Origin of the sequence: Microcystis aeruginosa NIES-843 (assembly GCF_000010625.1) — a bacterium.
Taxonomy (GTDB): domain Bacteria; phylum Cyanobacteriota; class Cyanobacteriia; order Cyanobacteriales; family Microcystaceae; genus Microcystis; species Microcystis aeruginosa.
In genome coordinates this window covers 1135804-1152874 of sequence record NC_010296.1, presented here as the reverse complement: position 1 = coordinate 1152874, position 17071 = coordinate 1135804, and the positions used below count along the sequence as shown (strand labels likewise).

Genomic DNA, 17071 nt, shown 5'->3' with positions numbered 1-17071 from the left:
GATTTATTTTTTCGTCATGAACCAGCGAATAAATAACTTCTCCAACTCAATCCAAACAAACATTAAGGCACTAAATCCAAAACAGATTAATAATTCTGTGCCACTAATCCATTGAGTACCGAAGAAGCTTTGTAGGGGAGGAGCATAAATTAACAACAATTGTAGGATCGTTGTCAAGCCCACGGCAGCAATAATGTAAGGATTAGAGAAGGGATTCATTTGCACAGCTAACTGGGTATGGGAACGCACCGCCAAAGCATGACCCATTTGTGCTAAACAGAGGGTAGTAAATACCATGGTTTTCCAACGTCCGGGATCTCCGATTTCGGGAGTTGCTTGAGTATATCGGTAAGCCCAGTACATCATAATAATGGTGAGAATGGCAAAGACGATGCCGATGCGAATCATATACCAACCCAAACCGCGGGCGAAAATGCTTTCCCGGGGGCTAAAAGGTGGACGTTTCATCACATTAGGTTCGGCGGGTTCCATTGCCAGAGCAAGAGCCGGTAAACCGTCGGTGACAAGGTTCATCCAGAGGATTTGCAAGGGAGAAAGGGGTACACCGCCTAAACCGAGCAGAGGAGCCGCTGCAATCGTTAAAACCTCGCCAATATTACTGCCGAGAATGTATTTAATAAAGCGCCGAATGTTACTGTAAACCACGCGCCCTTCTTCGGTGGCGGCGACGATGGTGGCAAAATTATCATCTAGCAAAATCATATCACTGGCTTCTTTGCTGACATCGGTTCCCGTAATCCCCATGGCGATACCGATATCCGCTTGTTTTAGTGCCGGAGCATCGTTCACCCCGTCCCCCGTCATGGCGACGAATTTGCCCCGTTTTTGCAAAGCTTGGACGATTCTCAGCTTATGTTCGGGAGAAACGCGAGCATAGACGCTAACACCATCTACCTCTCCCTCTAGGTCATTCTGAGACATTTTTTCTAATTCTTTACCCGTGATTACTCGCTCCCCGGGGGCAGCAATGCCTAATTCAATGGCGATCGCCTTGGCCGTTAATTGGTGATCTCCGGTAATCATAATCGGACGAATTCCCGCTTGACGACAGAGGGCAACCGCTTCTTTAACTTCTTTGCGGGGTGCATCGAGCATTCCCACCAATCCCAACCAAACCAGGGATTGTTCCTCACTATCTTCTCTTTCCGCTTCTGGCACTTCTGTCATCGGTTTATAGGAAAAACCTAAAACTCGTAGGCCATTACCCGCCATTTCGTCATTTTGTGCCAAAATACGGCTTCTTTGTTCAGGTGTTAAGGGTTGACTTTCCGCCCCAACTTGGATCAGAGAACAACGTTCGAGAATTAATTCCGGTGATCCTTTGGTAAACATTAAATAGGCAGAATCCCCCAAACCTAACTGGGCATTCTCACAGATTACTGACATTCTCTTTCTTTCGGAAGAAAAGGGAAATTCGCCTAAACGAGGGCTTTGTGGTGCCAATGCTTCCCGATATAGTCCTCCTTTACCCGCTAACGTCAGTAAAGCTCCTTCGGTGGGATCGCCTAAAATTGACCATTCTTGAGCTTTATTTTGCAAAAGTGCATCATTACACAGCACACAAGCCGTTAAAATTGCCTGTAGTTCGGGATCACTTTCACTAGCACCATTAAACTCACCGATGGGCGCGTAACCTTCCCCCGTGACAGTAATTGTCTGCTCGGAAGTATTAACTTTCTGCACCACCATTTTATTTTGAGTTAAAGTTCCGGTTTTATCGGAGCAAATCGTCGTTACCGAGCCTAAGGTTTCCACTGCCGGCAATTTACGGATTAAAGCTTGTCTTCTCACCATTCTTTGGGTTCCAATTGCCAAAGTCACCGTTACCACTGCCGGTAAACCTTCGGGAACAACGGCCACAGCCATACTGAGGGAAGTTTCGAGGAATGATTCAAAAAACTGCCAACCAAAGCGAATTACGCCACCAAGCACGACTACAGCCACTAAAGCTAGGGAACTACTCACTAAAACGTTACCTAACTGCGACATTCGCTGCTGTAGGGGTGTGGGTTCACTTTCTACTCCTTGTAACATGGCGGCGATTTTACCGATTTCCGTGTCCATTCCCGTCTTGGTAATCGCCACTTTCCCCCGTCCCTGTACTACTTCTGTACCCTGATAGACGAGGTTAATGCGATCGCCCAAAGAGGCATCTTCTGGTAAAACCTTCTGTGCTTGTTTATTCACCGATTCCGCTTCCCCCGTGAGGGCAGCTTCGCGAATTTGCAGGTTTTGTGCTTCTAATAATCTGCCATCGGCGGCAATTTGTACCCCCGCTTCCAGTAACATGATATCCCCGGGGACAAGTTCCTTGGCCGTCACTTCAAAGGTGCTACCATTACGAATAACTCTAACTTTGGGCGAGGATAACTGCTTAAGGGCTGCTAATGCCTTTTCTGCCCGACTTTCCTGTAAATATCCTAAAATACCGTTTAAAATAACAATTGTAAAAATAGCGATCGCGTCTTTGGGAAATTCCCCTTTTTTCAGGTCCAAAACTGCCGAAACCACCGCCACGGCGATCAGCATCACTAACATAATGTTAGTAAACTGTTCCCATAAAATCATTAACGGGCTACGTCCCCCCGTTTCTTTTAGTTCATTTAATCCGAAAAAATCCTTTCTTTTAACAATTTCCGCCTCGATTAAGCCAGTTTCCCCATTGGTTCTCAGTATTTCTAGGGTTTGTTCCCCAGTTAAATTATGCCAAGCACGATTATTCTCTATTTCCGAGACTTGAGGTGACGTAGTGGGAAAAGTCATAGCGATCGATTGAAGAGGGTGTACGCGTGAACTAAAAAGGTAAGCGAATTAAGCTAATTACATATCACAATATCAGTTATCAGTTATCAGTGACCAGTTATCAGTTATCAGTGACCAGTTATCAGTTATCAGTGACCAGTAAGCAGTCAGCAGTTATCAAGGAAGTGGGGTGTGGGGAGAACAAAGCCGCCTCCTGCCCCCTGACTTCTCGATAAGCTGAAAAAAATGTAACGAAATGTGAAGTATAATAGCGAATGTGATAAAGACAAGACATTAGAGAGTAGATAGGAAACGATGCGAGTTGCGATCGCTGGTGCGGGACTAGCCGGATTATCTTGTGCGAAATACCTTGTCGATGCGGGACATACGCCCATCGTACTGGAACGTCGCGATGTATTAGGGGGAAAAATTGCCGCTTGGAAAGATGCCGATGGGGACTGGTACGAAACCGGTTTACATATCTTCTTTGGCGCTTATCCCAATATGCTGCAATTATTCCAAGAATTAGGCATAGAAGATCGTTTACAGTGGAAAGAACACTCGATGATCTTCAATCAGCCAGAAAAACCGGGGACCTATTCGCGGTTTGACTTCCCAGATATTCCCGCCCCAATTAACGGTATTGTTGCCATTCTTCGCAATAATGATATGTTAACTTGGGAGGAAAAAATTAAATTTGGACTCGGTTTAATTCCTGCCATTGTTAAAGGCCAAAGTTACGTCGAGGAGATGGATAAATATTCTTGGTCGGAATGGTTAGAGAAACAAAACATCCCCCCTAGGGTAGAAAAAGAAGTGTTTATCGCTATGTCGAAAGCCCTAAACTTTATCGATCCTAACGAGATTTCCGCCACGATTCTACTAACAGCCCTCAACCGCTTTTTACAGGAGAAAAACGGCTCAAAAATGGCTTTTCTCGACGGTTCACCCCCGGAAAGACTCTGCCAACCTTTAGTCGATTACATCACCGCTAGAGGTGGAGAAGTGCGCTTGAATGCCCCTTTAAAAGAGATTATCTTAAATGAAGATGGCACAGTTAAAGCCTTCTTAATGCGCGGTTTAGACGGTGGGGAAGATTATCTTTTTGAAGCCGATCTTTATGTGTCTGCAATGCCTGTAGATCCTTTAAAAGTTTTACTACCTAAACCTTGGCAAGAAGATAAATTCTTTCAAAAATTAGAAGGATTAGAAGGGGTTCCCGTCATTAATTTACACCTCTGGTTTGATCGCAAACTAACCGACATCGATCATTTATTATTCTCCCGTTCGCCCTTACTCAGTGTTTATGCTGACATGAGCAACACCTGTAAAGAATACGCTAACCCCGATCGCTCGATGTTAGAATTAGTTCTCGCTCCCGCTCAGGATTGGATTAGCAAATCCGATGAAGAAATTATCGCCGCCACGATGAAAGAACTAGAAAAACTCTTTCCCCAACATTTTACTGGCGATAATCCCAGTCAATTGTTAAAATATCATCTGGTGAAAACTCCCCGATCAGTTTATAAAGCCACCCCTGGCCGACAAGCTTATCGACCTTCTCAAAAAACTCCGATCGAGAATTTTTATCTCGCCGGTGACTATACCATGCAAAAATATTTAGGAAGCATGGAAGGAGCGGTTTTATCGGGGAAATTAGCGGCAGCAGTGATCAGCAAAGATCACCCCGCAGCACCGCTAAACCTGAATAAAACCCAATCTACACCAGTGTCCAGCGCTCGTTAATTCTCTGGCTAGGGACTAATGACGAAAATGGCCTTGAGTGAGACAATGCTATATCATTAGCCACAGTTCGCCGTTAATCTAAGTCAATCATTCCGCCCCAGCAGAATGCTCCAATTGCCAAAACCGACCCACCCCACCAAACCCCTCGTCTCCCTTGCGGAGTCCTACGAACTCTGTCGCCGGATTACAGAGAAGTATTCCAAAACGTTTTATCTCGGTACTCTCCTGATGCCGAAAGCAAAACGTCAAGCGATCTGGGCAATTTATGTCTGGTGTCGTCGTACCGATGAACTGGTCGATGGCCCCCAAGCCCGGTTAACTACCCCTGAAACCCTCGATTTATGGGAAAAACAGCTAGAAACCGTCTTTTCTGGGGTTGCCATCGAGGATGCCGATGTCGCTCTCGTGGATACTCTAGAAAAGTTCCCCATGGATATCCAACCCTTTCGGGATATGATCGCCGGGCAACAGATGGATCTCTATCGCAGTCGTTATCAAACCTTTGATGAACTAAAACTGTACTGCTATCGGGTAGCGGGGACGGTGGGGTTAATGTCCAGCGCGGTGTTAGGATTGGAAGATGGCGATCGCTCTGCCCCTTGGCGGCGCAATCAAAGCGTCTATATTCCGCAAGAAGAAGCGATCGATCTCGGTATTGCCAATCAATTAACCAATATTTTGCGGGATGTGGGGGAAGATGTCCATCGTGGGCGGATTTATCTACCTTTAGAGGATTTAGAGCGTTTTAACTACAGCGAAGACGATTTACTCAAAGGGGTTAATGATCACCGTTGGCAGGCGTTAATGCGCTTCCAAATTGAGCGCGCTCGTTATTACTACGATTCCGCCGAAAGGGGGATTCGCGCCCTTAATCCCGATTCCCGTTGGCCGGTTTGGGCGGCTTTACTGCTTTATCAAGGCATTTTAGACGTAATTGAAGCAAATAACTACGATGTCTTCGCCCGTCGTGCCTTCGTGCCTTTACCCAAGAAAATGCTCTATTTACCCGTGGCTTGGTTGCGATCGCAAGCGTTATAAAAATTCGACGGGTTTTGCTGCTTGCCGACTCCACCCGTCGAGTCTTAACTAGGGTTGGCTGAAAAAGTCTTTCCTGGGGGCAGGGTGTGGGGTGTGGGGTGTGGGGTGTAGGGTTTTACCCATTTTCATCTGGTAAACTACCTAATTTTCAGGGAAAAAGTCCCTGAATTCTCCCCCTGATCACTACCATATCTGGTACTTTTTGACCTCCCCAAAGTCTAAAAGTCTTACCCAACAAGGTTTTTAGATTTATTCAGCCAACCCTAACTATTAAGTTTTCCCAATTCAGCTGCTTAACTTGGGTTGGGTTTTTCAGCGCGATTTAGGAGTCACCAACCAGAAAGGTCCAGTTTCCGTGCAGGGAACATCTCGTTCGGTTTCGTAAACCACAAGACCGTCTTGCCGATCCAAAACTAACGCTTCTCCTAGACGGACGTAGGATATAAACGGGACAAGATAGCGGACGACAGGCTCATCGCTACAGGACGGCAACACCCGATCGTTAAAATACTCGTATCCCACATCCTCGACGCTTTCATAGTAGCGGATGCTGAGATCATCGATCGCTTTCCCCGGAAAGCGGTCTTGGATAGCTGACCGGAGAAATTCTGGCAGCGGTCGATCGGGCGATAATAATGTGGCAGATTTCATGGCTTTTCCCCCTAAAACTAAAGGAAGCGGGAAACTCTGACAAATGCCGTCCCGATCGGAACTATTGGCTTCCGCTCTCCACCTGGCCAATTTTTTCCTAGGGATGGGATCTGGCTCAGGGAGTCCCCTTGTATTCATTGTAACAAATTTCTCCAGAAGGGTTCGGGGCGATACCGTCAGAACAGTTTTTCTTGATTTTTCGTTACAAAGATTGACAAATTTATCCTTTTATTTTGGCGATAATAATAATTACCAGGCGACAAGCCCGAAAAAATAATGGAAATAGGGAAAGACGGACGAGGCTGGGACTAACTAACTAGCAATAATGATAGCGAGAAAAGAAGTGGTTTAGTAGTGCCGAATTCTCGTTCCCGATCATTTAGGAGGTAGGAAAGATGACAATTTATGTCACCCGCGAGGGATATAAACTGGTGGCCGATTCCCCACTGGAATTGGTGGAAAAATTACAACAATGTCAGGGTACAATGACGGAAACAAGACAGGACTTCATGACTCGGATGGCTGCACAGATGGTAGCCAGCCAAGGCGTTACTGTTCCTATCACCGACCCGGAGAATTTTATCGCCGAGCTAATCCACAACGATTTTCTGAGCGTGGTGGACAGTATTGATGGCTAAAAGTCGGCTGGGGAATTGGCAGGAAAACTTAGCCCCTAGTAACCCTAACACTCAACCCCACTACCCTAGGTCAAAAAGCAAAATTTCCGAGTCTTCTAGAGATTGAATAGCCAAAGAAGTTTCCTCGCTAATTGCCGCTCCATCCCCCGCTCGTAAATGCACGCCATTCACGGTTATTTGCCCTCTAGCCACTTGTAACCAGCCATAACGACTGGGAGCTAAGGAATGGGTGAGGGACTGGCCTAGGGGCAAAATTCCTGCGTATAGATTAACGTCTTGATGGACTTTAACCGCGTTGCCGGCACCGGTGGGAGAGGCGATTAACTGTAAGGTATGGGGAGAAAATTCGATCGCTTTTTGTTGATAACTGGGTTCTAGATTTTTTTGATCAGGAATAATCCAAATTTGCAGAAGATGGAGGGGATTAGTGGCAGAATGATTAAATTCACTGTGCTTTATCCCTGTTCCTGCGCTCATCCGTTGAATTTCACCGTGTCGAATCAGGGAACCCGTGCCGAGACTGTCTTGGTGTTCTAGTTCTCCCGCCAAAACATAGGTTAAAATCTCCATATCCTGGTGTCCGTGGGTGTGAAATCCTTTTCCTCCAAGGACTTTGTCCTCGTTGATAACTCTGAGACTCCTAAAATTAATCTGTTGGGGATCATAATATTGGGCAAAAGAAAAAGTATGATAGGTATCCAACCAACCATAGTTAGCGTGGCCTCTTTCCTCAGCTTTGCGTATAGTAATCATCGGTTTTCCTCTTTTTTATCTCTATTATATTCTCAAGGCTTTTTGCTAGATCAACTAAGGATAGCTGATGGGTTTTGTTATCCCTTTTCTGTCAGAGGAGGGATAGGAAGTGTAGATAGTCACGGCAAGCGCATCTTAACAATCCTTGACAAAATAAACCTAGAGGGCGATTTGGGTATATTTGGGTAGAATTTGCCCTCTCAATTGTTAAGCAACAATCGACCAAATAGGTCGAGTTTGTAACTATTCTGATTGACTGCTATCATTTGAAATGCCTAGACAGCAAGGGGCTGACAAAATTGGCGAATTGTCAACAGCGTTTGAGCTGCGCTTACCCGGGTAAATAGTGTAATAAAACTTAATAAATTATCCTGATTGATGACTTGACAAGAAAAATTATTACTGTAAAATTGCAGGAAAGAATGTAGTTACTCGAAGGAGTTTCAGTCAAATGATTAATACTCGCTTAAAACCCGTCACTACGGGTCTCATTGGTGCTGTGGGTTTGGGGGTTGCTTTGTTAGGGATGCCAGAAGCGGTGAAAGCCACCACTGTGGTAGCAGGAACAGATTACCTATTTACCCATGCTGACTTTAATACCTTTTACGATTTTGGCGGTTCAACTGGAAAAGTCTATTTTAAGGGTGTTCCTACCTTTGCTGGAGGAAGTGACACAAAGGTACAACGAAAAGATAACTGTACTTTTGTGTCAGGATCTTGCACAACCGCTATTGAAATGACAGGACTAGAGTTAATGAGTTTTAGTCCTAATAGTGTAGGTAATATTCTTGCCACAATTGATCCTCTTAATCCCTCTACGGGAACTATGACTATTTATGAAGATGGAACTTTTGAATCCATTTTAACGGTCAATGCAGTAGCTACAGGTGGAATTTTACCCGCTCCTGTCACTTTCACCAAAGAATTTAAAGTTGATCGTTATAATTCATCGAATCCTGATGGGGGACGATGGACTGGAACTCCTTTGCCCGGCACTCCTTTGGTCAGAGCTGCATATCCCGATCAGGATGCTAATTGCCATAATCTGACGGGTCCTGGATGTCTTAATACTGACGTTACGGGAGATGGTATGACTGACACAGACTTTTTCTTAGCTGCAGGTGTTCTCCATATTGCTCCTCCTTACGGTGATACACATAGAGTTTATCCTCATCGAGTACCCGAACCTTCAGCTGTATTAGGCTTAATTGCGGTAGGTTTAAGCTCAATAGTCGGATTTAAAGGCAAAAAAGAGCCAAAATAAGCCTTCGATCGCTTCTTTTTTACCAAGAAAAAGCCCCCCATTGGGGGCTGAGGAAGAATGTAGTTACTTCTTGGAGTATAGCAAATCATGTCGAGAACTGGCAAATATAGCTCAATTTTTGTGTATTATTGCGGTAAAAACGCCTAACTGTAGCATTTGGGCAGATTACTTCATAAGTTGCAGTTCAGCTGGCTTGAGCGAGATTTCAGGTCAAACTTAAGCCAAATCTCGCCAATCTATCCCTAAATCTTGTAATTTCCGAGCCATCTTTTCTGCCACTTCTTCAGGGGTGGGAACAAGTTTACCTTCAGGGGTAAAAAAGCGTAATTGGCTGTCTTGACATCCTCGCCGCCCTAAAAGTGCGGCGATTCCTAAACCTCACGATTTAAGTTTCTGCTTCCACCACCGTCGCATACCACAGTTAAAAAACCATGTACTGTCTTACACAGAGTCCACAGACTTTCGCCCCATTTCAGAAGCCCGATTCCGTGTGTCCCACGGTACGTTGACCGCCTATAGCTTCTTGTACTTGTTGCGCGCGACTTTTTACCCGGCCAAGCTTTTCTGGTCGGAACCCCCTAAGCCGAGTTTTCAAGGTGCTGCGCCGTCCACTTGGTTTTCGAGACTGGCCTTTTAATTCTAACGTAAAGCCAACCTAGAACGGCGGGGTTTCAGACCCAAAATTTCCGATGAATCCCTAAAAATAATTCTAACTGTTGACTCCATAACCAGCCCTGTTCATTCGCTGCAATTTCTTCGTATTTTCCTGCCATCAACTGAAACCCCTTAAATTCTAAACTGGTGAGATCAAACCAAAAATAATTAGGAGTCCGGAAAGTTTCCTGATAAATTTCTTTCTTTAAACCTCTATCAGTTTCTGCCGTTGAATCAGACAAAATCTCGATGATGACCTGGGGATATTTCCCCTCTTCTTCCCACACTACCCAACTTTTACGCGGTTTTCTTGCTACTCCCAAAACCACAAAAAAATCAGGACCCCTAAAATATTCTGATTTTCGTTGATTAGGGCTGTAATAAATAGTCAGATTACCAAAAGCATAGAAATCTTGGCGGTCTTTCCATAATAACTCTAGTGATTGGATCAAAAGCATCAATTGACGCAGATGTAACTCTGTTTCCATAGGGGGTTCATCACTCAGTAAATCACTTTTGGGAAAGATAATTTCCTTTAACTCATCTTCAACAATAACCATGACAACCACTCAATTATTTAATCTTCCCTATTTTAGCTCTTCAGTAGAGCGTTCTACGGTTTCCTATCAACCTAACCGTTTAGCAGGATTACGACGCTTTGCTATAGCGATTACCTTTCTCAATATTTTAGGTCATACTGTCCTCGGATTTGAACAATCTTGGGCGCAACCTCTGGTGGCTTTAGCAACAGGTTACAGCGTAGAATTATTATTAGAAAGCGTTGATGCTAGGGTAAATGGCTTTAAACCTAGATATTTAGGAAGTATCGGTCAGTTTGTCGATTTTCTGCTTTCTGCCCATATTACCTCATTAGCGATCGCTATGTTACTCTATGCTAATGAGCGTTTATTTCCGATTATGTTTGCAGTAGCGGTGGCTATCGGATCTAAAGCAATTTTTCGGTTACAAGTGGCGGATAAAACCCGTCATTTTCTCAATCCTTCTAATTTTGGTATTAGCGTTACCTTACTCTTATTTCCCTGGATTGGCATCGCGCCCCCCTATCAGTTTACTGAGAATTTAAGCGGTTGGGCAGATTGGATTTTACCCGTCTTAATTGTTTGTACGGGAACGTTTTTAAATGCCCGTTTTACTCGTAAATTGCCTTTAATTGCCGGATGGTTAGGGGCTTTTATCTTACAAGCAATCCTTAGAAGTGCTATCTTTCACACAGCGTTAATCCCCGCCCTATTACCCATGACAGGGGTGGCTTTTGTCCTCTTTACCTTCTATATGGTAACGGATCCGGGAACAACACCGATTAACCCCCGTGAGCAGATAATTTTTGGGGCATCTGTAGCCGTTGCTTATGGCATTTTGATGTCCTTTCATCTTGTTTTTGGGATGTTTTTCGGATTGACACTGGTGTGTTGTTTCAGAGGGTTGATATTAGCGGTTGAACCCTTAAAAGCAAAATTACCCCTAGTACAGGCTTCTGGCATTTTATCAACTCCCTAACCAATATATTATGCGGTTTTTGTGGGCAAAGCCCACCCTACAGCTTTTAGCTACAAACTACAAATGAAAAGGGCGTAAGCCTTACGCCCCTACAGTAACATTCTCCTGGTCATTGACTATGAAAGCTTCTCCTCAAATTGCTATTGTTGGCATGGCTTGTCTTTATCCTGATGCCGATTCTCCACAGGAATTATGGGAAAATGTCCTGTCTCAGCGTCGGGCATTTCGTCGCTTTCCCTCAGAGCGATTATCGTTAAGTGACTACTATTCTCCCGATAAAAGCGCCCCCGATGTCATTTATTCGACTCAAGCTGCCGTTATTGAGGGCTATGAATTCGATCGCATTGCTTATAAAGTGGTGGGGAGTACCTTTCGTTCGGCTGATTTAGCCCACTGGTTAGCGTTAGATATTGCGTCTCAGGCGTTGAATGATGCCGGATTTCCCGACGGAAAGGGGTTAAATAAAGAAACAACCGGGGTTTTACTGGGAAATACCCTCACAGGCGAGTTATCGCGGGCTAATACCCTAAGATTGCGTTGGCCCTATGTGCGTCATAGGGTAGAAGAACAATTATTAAAACAAGGATTATCGGACAAAGAACGGCAAATTTTCTTAAATGAATTAGAAAATCGCTTTAAAGAACCCTTTGAACCGATTGGAGAGGAATCTTTAGCGGGAAATCTCTCGAATACGATAGCGGGGAGAATTTGTAATTATTTTGACTTAAAAGGGGGCGGATATATCGTCGATGGGGCTTGTAGTTCCTCTTTACTGGCAGTAGCGAATGGTTGTTCGGCTTTAGTCGCTGAAGATTTAGATATCGCTTTAGTCGGGGGTGTGGATATTAGTATGGACCCTTTTGAGTTGGTGGGTTTTGCTAAAACGGGGGCCTTAGCCTCTGGGGAGATGAAAGTGTATGATCAAGGGTCTAATGGGTTTATTCCGGGGGAAGGATGCGGTTTTCTGGTGTTAATGCGTCATGGGGATGCCCTAGCCCAAAATAAACGGATTTATGCTGTTATTCAGGGTTGGGGGATTTCTTCCGATGGCAAAGGCGGAATTACTCGCCCGGAAGTGGAAGGACAGTTATTTGCTTTAAATCGCGCCTATAAACGGGCTGAATTTACGGGGGATACTATAGCTTATTTTGAAGGCCATGGTACGGGAACGGCGGTGGGTGATGGAACCGAATTAGAGGTTTTATCTCGTATTCATCCAGATACGGTAAATAAAGCCGTTATTGGTTCAATTAAAGCGAATATTGGCCATACTAAGGCGGCGGCAGGGATAGCAGGGTTAATTAAGGCGACTATGGCGGTTCATCGTCAAATTTTACCACCGGTGACGGGATGCGATCGCCCTCAGGCTCGGTTAACCGAAGACAAGGCAAGGTTACAGGTATTAAAAGAGGGGCAAATCTGGCCAAATTCCTTACCTTTACGGGCAGGAGTGAGTGCCATGGGTTTTGGGGGCATTAATAGTCATATTATCATAGAGGGATTAAGTCAGATTCGTCGTCACACTTTAACGCCACAGGAACAAAAATTAATCCATTCTCCCCAAGATGCGGAGTTATTCCTATTGAGTGCAAATAGTCAAGAAGACTTACAAGCACAGGTTAATCGGTTATTAAATATTGTTCCTCGCATATCCCAGTCAGAAATGACGGATCTTGCCGTTGAATTAGCGAAAAAGGTCAATCCTCATTTACCCTATCGTCTGGCCATTATTGCATCTTCCCCCGATAGCTTAACCAATCACCTTGTAGGAGCGCAAGGCTTGCGCTCGTTGATCCCCCCCGGTCAAAATTTAGATAATATCTTTACCAATAACGAAAAACAGATCAATAAAATAGGTTTTCTCTTTCCGGGGCAATCCGCACCAGTTTATCTTCATGGGGGACTCTGGGAAAGACGTTTTCCTGTGATTAAACAATTATATAACAAGGCTCAGTTAGCCAAGGGTAAGGATAACACGGTGACGAATATTGCTCAACCGGCGATCATTACGGCTTGCCTAGGGGGGTTACAACTCTTAGAAAACTTAAATATTAAAGCAGATTTAGCCATAGGACACAGTTTAGGGGAATTATGCGCTTTATTTTGGGCAAATGCCTATGATAAGACTCAATTAATTAATCTAGCTAAAATTCGCGGTCAAGCAATGGCACAACTGGGCCACCCAACAGGTAGAATGGCCAGCATTAACGCCGATGCAGAAACGGTTAAAAGTTTATTAAATGGACGTATCGTTGAGATTGCGGGATTAAATTCACCCTATCAGACAATAATCTCAGGAGAGGCCTTAGGGATTAAAGATGTTGTTGAAAAAGCCCAAAATAAAGGCATTAAAACCGTTTATTTGCCTGTCTCCCACGCTTTCCATTCTCCCCTAGTGGCCCGGGCTGTGCAACCCTTAGAAGATTATTTACAAACTTATCCCTTAAATTCCCTGGAAAAAACGGTTATTTCTACCGTAACAGGCGAAAAATTGCCATTAAATACCGACTGGCGCTCGCTTTTGTTAGAACAAATCACCTCACCCGTGCGCTTCATCGATGCAGTCAAGTCAGCAGAGAAAGAGGTTGATTTATTCATTGAAGTGGGTTCTGGTTCGATATTAAGCCGTTTAGTGGCAGATATAACGGATATTCCCGTAATTTCTCTCGATAGCAGTAGTGAGTCTTTACAAGGGTTATTGAAAACGGTTGCAGTGATGTTTGTTAATGGTGTCAAGGTTAACTATCAAGGGTTATTTGAAGATAGATTTAGTCGTCCCTTTAATTTAGACTATCAACCCCATTTTATTGGCAATCCATGTGAGATCAAGGCAAAGGGCAAAAGTCAACAGGCAAAAGTAGAGAATATTGATCTTTTATTACCTAATCATAGCCAAAACCTCAAACCTAATACCTCAAACCTGAAACCTCAAACCTCAAAAATTGAAGTTATTCGTCAATTAGTCGCACAAAAAACAGAGTTACCCCTAGAAACCATTGAAAATCATCATCGCTTGCTGGCGGATCTGCACCTTAATTCTATCAGTGTCAGTCAATTAGTGATCGAAGCAGCGCGTCAGTTAGACTTATCTCCTCCCCATTCACCGACAGATTATGCCAATGCAACTATTCAGTATCTAGCAGCAGCTTTAGAAGAATTAGGCAAAAATAATCCTCAAATTCCTCAAGAATCAATCCCTATGGGTGTTGATAATTGGGTGCGTGCGTTTACGGTTGAATTAATCGAAAAACCGTTAATTAAATCAGATAAAAAGCAAATAAATCGAGAAAAAGCGGGAAATTGGCATATTATCGCCCATGCTGATCATCCTTTATTACCTAACCTATCTCTTTTACAACCCACCTTAAAGCATGAGCAGGAAAAAGGGATTATTATTTGTTTAAAACCCTATCCTGATAAATCAGAAATCGATTTGCTTTTAAAAGGGGCAAAATTATCTATAAAAGAAAAAAAACCCTTAATTTTGATTCAACAAGGAGGAGGATATGCGTCCTTTGCGAGAACTTTTTATCTAGAAAATCGTCAAATTCCTACCTGTGTGATTGATATTCCTTTTCATCATCCCAATGCAGTTAATATCATTCTCTCAGAAATCACTGCAACCGATAGCTATACAGAAGTTTATTATGATGAAAACGGAAAACGGTTTCTTCGTCAATTAAACTTGTTAGGGTTAGAAAAAGATACCGATAACCCTAAGCAGAAAAAAGCCCTAAAAAGGCCAAATAAAAGCAAAATCAAGGAGCTTCTTTTGGTGACGGGGGGAGGGAGAGGTATTGCCTCAGAATGTGCCTTATCCTTAGCTAAAGAAAATAAAGCCACCTTAGCGATTTTAGGACGTTCTCAACCTGAAGATAACCGAGAATTAGCCGAAAATTTAGCAAGAATGAAGTCTGCAAACATCCAAGTCCATTATTATTCTTGTGATGTCAGTGATGCTGAGTCAGTTCAGCAAACTATCGCCGAAATTAAGACAAATTTAGGAGAAATTACGGGCATTTTACACGGTGCAGGGGTTAATACACCGAAATTGATTCAACATCTTGAGCCAGAAGATTTCTTAGCAACTTTAGCCCCAAAAGTCAAGGGTTTGCAACATATCTTAACGGAAATTAATCCCGATTCTCTCAACTATTTAATCAGCTTCGGTTCAATTATTGCCGAAACTGGATTGAAAGGAGAAGCAGACTATGGGTTAGCCAATGAATGGTTAGGGAATATTGTAGCGGAATTTAGTCGAAAATACCCTAATTGTCGCTGTTTAAACCTAGAATGGTCGGTTTGGTCCGGTATTGGCATGGGAGAACGTTTAGGAACAGTTGAAAAGCTAAGAAATGAAGGTATTACCCCTATTTCTCCCGATATTGGCATTAAATACTTACATTTACTTTTAAATCAATCCCTACCCACTGCCTCTGTCATTATCGCTGGGCGTTTTGGTGAACCGCCGACTTTAAGCTTAAAACCGCAAGAATTGTCTTTTTTACGCTTTTTAGAGACAAAGAAAGTTGATTACACGGGAATTGAACTGATTACTGAAGCAGAATTATCCTTAGACAATGATCCTTATTTACAAGATCATGTTTATCAAGGAGAATACATTTTCCCCGGTGTCCTGGGGTTAGAAGCGATCGCACAGGTGGCCACTGCATTACTCCCCACCTTAGCAAGGAAGGAGGATCAAACCCTTAACAAGGGGGAAACTGGAGGATTAAGGTTTGAATCGGTTAAATTTAACCGTCCGATCGTGGTTTCTGCCGATCAACCCTTAAAGATACAAATTGCTACCTTAATCACCGATTCTGGAAAGGTTAAGGCCGTTATTCGCTGTGCCAATACAGGGTTTAGTATCGATCATTTTGAAGCCATCATCAGCCATTCTTCTGTGGGGGAGCCAGACTGTCGCCCAATGATCCCCCCTGTCCCCCTTAAAGAAGGAAAAAATAACCCTCAAATTAACCCAGATACGGACTTATATGGTCATTTATTGTTCCATAAAGCAAGATTTCAACGAATTAAGGGTTATTCTCATCTCAAAGCAACCGAATGTATTGCAGAAATTAACATTGAGCAAAAAACTGCTTGGTTTAGTCGTTATTTACCTCAATCCCTGATTTTAGGCGATGCAGGGGCAAGAGATGCCGTTATCCATGCTTTACAAGCTTGTGTTCCCCATGCCACTATTCTACCCACTGGCATAGAACGCTTAACGGTATATTCTGTCAATTTAGGCGAAAATCAGTTTGTTTCAGCCAAAGAAAGACTTCATCAAGGAGATACCTTTGTCTATGATCTTGAGGTATTCAATAACGATGGCAATCTCTTAGAAGTGTGGCAAGGATTGGAATTAAAGGTGATTAAACACAGAAATCCTCAAGATACCTGGATTCCAGCCCTTTTACCCTGTTATTTAGAACGAAAGATTAAGGAGGTGATGCCTAATGTCGATTTAACTTTAATTCTCGATCAGGATGCAACGGTAGAAAGACGAGTCAGAAGCGATCGCAGTTTAGGGATGTTAACCTCATCCCCTAGTGTGATTCAGCGTCGGGGGGATGGCAAGCCCGAATTAAGCGATAACGAGGCGGTTTCGGTGTCTCATGCCGAAGATTTAACCCTTGTGCTTAAGGGTGCGTCAGGATGCGATCTGGAACCGATTATCCCCCGCAATGTGCAGATGTGGCGGGATTTATTGGGGGAAAATTCCTTTAATTTAGCGGAGGTAATTAGTCAAGAGAATCATGAGGATTTAAATATTGCAGCGACTCGCATTTGGTCTGCTAAAGAAAGTATTAAGAAAGCGGGTTTGAGTCTCGATATCCCGTTAACTTTATCGTCTTTCTCTCAACAATCAACCCCTTTATCCCCTATTTTGTGGTTATCTTCAGGAAAGGATTTAATTATCACTTTACCTGTTTATTTCCGAGAAACCAAGACAGCTTTCATCTTGGCAATATTTGTCCAGACAGTTCCAGAAAAATCGGACTTACTTCAGACAGAACTATCAAAGTTTTTCTGATAAAAA

10 protein-coding genes are annotated in these 17071 nt (G+C 43.5%); 6 read left to right on the top strand and 4 right to left on the bottom strand.

All coding sequences use genetic code 11. From position 1 onward, the window contains the following. Window positions 1–3: 3 nt before the first annotated feature. Window positions 4–2784, bottom strand: coding sequence for a cation-translocating P-type ATPase (locus MAE_RS05730; RefSeq protein WP_012264728.1), 2781 nt, complete (start codon window positions 2782–2784; stop codon window positions 4–6). Between the two features lie 294 nt (window positions 2785–3078). Here MAE_RS05730 and pds point away from each other — a divergent pair, with 294 nt between their 5' ends. Beyond that, complete coding sequence (pds, locus tag MAE_RS05725) at window positions 3079–4509, top strand: 15-cis-phytoene desaturase (RefSeq protein WP_002795539.1); 1431 nt, start codon at window positions 3079–3081, stop codon at window positions 4507–4509. A 105-nt stretch (window positions 4510–4614) separates the two neighbouring features. Then, a complete protein-coding gene (gene crtB, locus MAE_RS05720) occupies window positions 4615–5547 on the top strand; it encodes a 15-cis-phytoene synthase CrtB (RefSeq protein WP_012264726.1) in 933 nt (310 codons plus the stop codon). A gap of 312 nt (window positions 5548–5859) precedes the next feature. On the opposite strand, the gene MAE_RS05715 is transcribed toward crtB, so the two are convergent. After that, window positions 5860–6336 (bottom strand): hypothetical protein, encoded by a 477-nt coding sequence (locus MAE_RS05715; RefSeq protein WP_012264725.1) that lies wholly within the window; start codon window positions 6334–6336, stop codon window positions 5860–5862. Between the two features lie 257 nt (window positions 6337–6593). Between MAE_RS05715 and MAE_RS05710 the strand changes: the two genes are divergently transcribed. Further along, entirely contained in the window at window positions 6594–6836 is a 243-nt protein-coding gene (locus tag MAE_RS05710; RefSeq protein WP_012264724.1) for a hypothetical protein, read from the top strand. A 60-nt stretch (window positions 6837–6896) separates the two neighbouring features. Here MAE_RS05710 and MAE_RS05705 read toward each other — a convergent pair whose 3' ends face one another. Further along, window positions 6897–7589, bottom strand: a complete 693-nt coding sequence (locus MAE_RS05705) for a pirin family protein (RefSeq protein WP_012264723.1) — start codon at window positions 7587–7589, stop codon at window positions 6897–6899. Window positions 7590–8040: 451 nt separating this feature from the next. Here MAE_RS05705 and MAE_RS05700 point away from each other — a divergent pair, with 451 nt between their 5' ends. Continuing rightward, complete coding sequence (locus tag MAE_RS05700) at window positions 8041–8853, top strand: hypothetical protein (protein WP_041803859.1); 813 nt, start codon at window positions 8041–8043, stop codon at window positions 8851–8853. A gap of 671 nt (window positions 8854–9524) precedes the next feature. Here MAE_RS05700 and MAE_RS05695 read toward each other — a convergent pair. After that, complete coding sequence (locus tag MAE_RS05695; protein ID WP_012264720.1) at window positions 9525–10067, bottom strand: Uma2 family endonuclease; 543 nt, start codon at window positions 10065–10067, stop codon at window positions 9525–9527. Here MAE_RS05695 and MAE_RS05690 point away from each other — a divergent pair. Both MAE_RS05690 and MAE_RS05685 read left to right on the top strand, forming a co-directional pair. Further along, window positions 10066–11025: a hypothetical protein gene (locus MAE_RS05690; protein ID WP_012264719.1), complete on the top strand. Its 960-nt coding sequence runs from the start codon at window positions 10066–10068 to the stop codon at window positions 11023–11025. The genes MAE_RS05695 and MAE_RS05690 overlap by 2 nt on opposite strands. Window positions 11026–11143: 118 nt before the next feature. Then, a complete protein-coding gene (locus tag MAE_RS05685; protein WP_012264718.1) occupies window positions 11144–17065 on the top strand; it encodes a type I polyketide synthase in 5922 nt (1973 codons plus the stop codon). The last annotated feature ends 6 nt before the right edge of the window (window positions 17066–17071 follow it).

Excerpts from the sequence above, each read along its gene's own strand:
- MAE_RS05730 (WP_012264728.1), bottom strand. The coding sequence starts at position 2,784 with ATGACTTTTCCCACTACGTCACCTCAAGTCTCGGAAATAGAGAATAAT.
- pds (WP_002795539.1), top strand. The coding sequence starts at position 3,079 with ATGCGAGTTGCGATCGCTGGTGCGGGACTAGCCGGATTATCTTGTGCG.
- crtB (WP_012264726.1), top strand. The coding sequence starts at position 4,615 with ATGCTCCAATTGCCAAAACCGACCCACCCCACCAAACCCCTCGTCTCC.
- MAE_RS05715 (WP_012264725.1), bottom strand. The coding sequence starts at position 6,336 with ATGAATACAAGGGGACTCCCTGAGCCAGATCCCATCCCTAGGAAAAAA.
- MAE_RS05710 (WP_012264724.1), top strand. The coding sequence starts at position 6,594 with ATGACAATTTATGTCACCCGCGAGGGATATAAACTGGTGGCCGATTCC.
- MAE_RS05705 (WP_012264723.1), bottom strand. The coding sequence starts at position 7,589 with ATGATTACTATACGCAAAGCTGAGGAAAGAGGCCACGCTAACTATGGT.
- MAE_RS05700 (WP_041803859.1), top strand. The coding sequence starts at position 8,041 with ATGATTAATACTCGCTTAAAACCCGTCACTACGGGTCTCATTGGTGCT.
- MAE_RS05690 (WP_012264719.1), top strand. The coding sequence starts at position 10,066 with ATGACAACCACTCAATTATTTAATCTTCCCTATTTTAGCTCTTCAGTA.
- MAE_RS05695 (WP_012264720.1), bottom strand. The coding sequence starts at position 10,067 with ATGGTTATTGTTGAAGATGAGTTAAAGGAAATTATCTTTCCCAAAAGT.
- MAE_RS05685 (WP_012264718.1), top strand. The coding sequence starts at position 11,144 with ATGAAAGCTTCTCCTCAAATTGCTATTGTTGGCATGGCTTGTCTTTAT.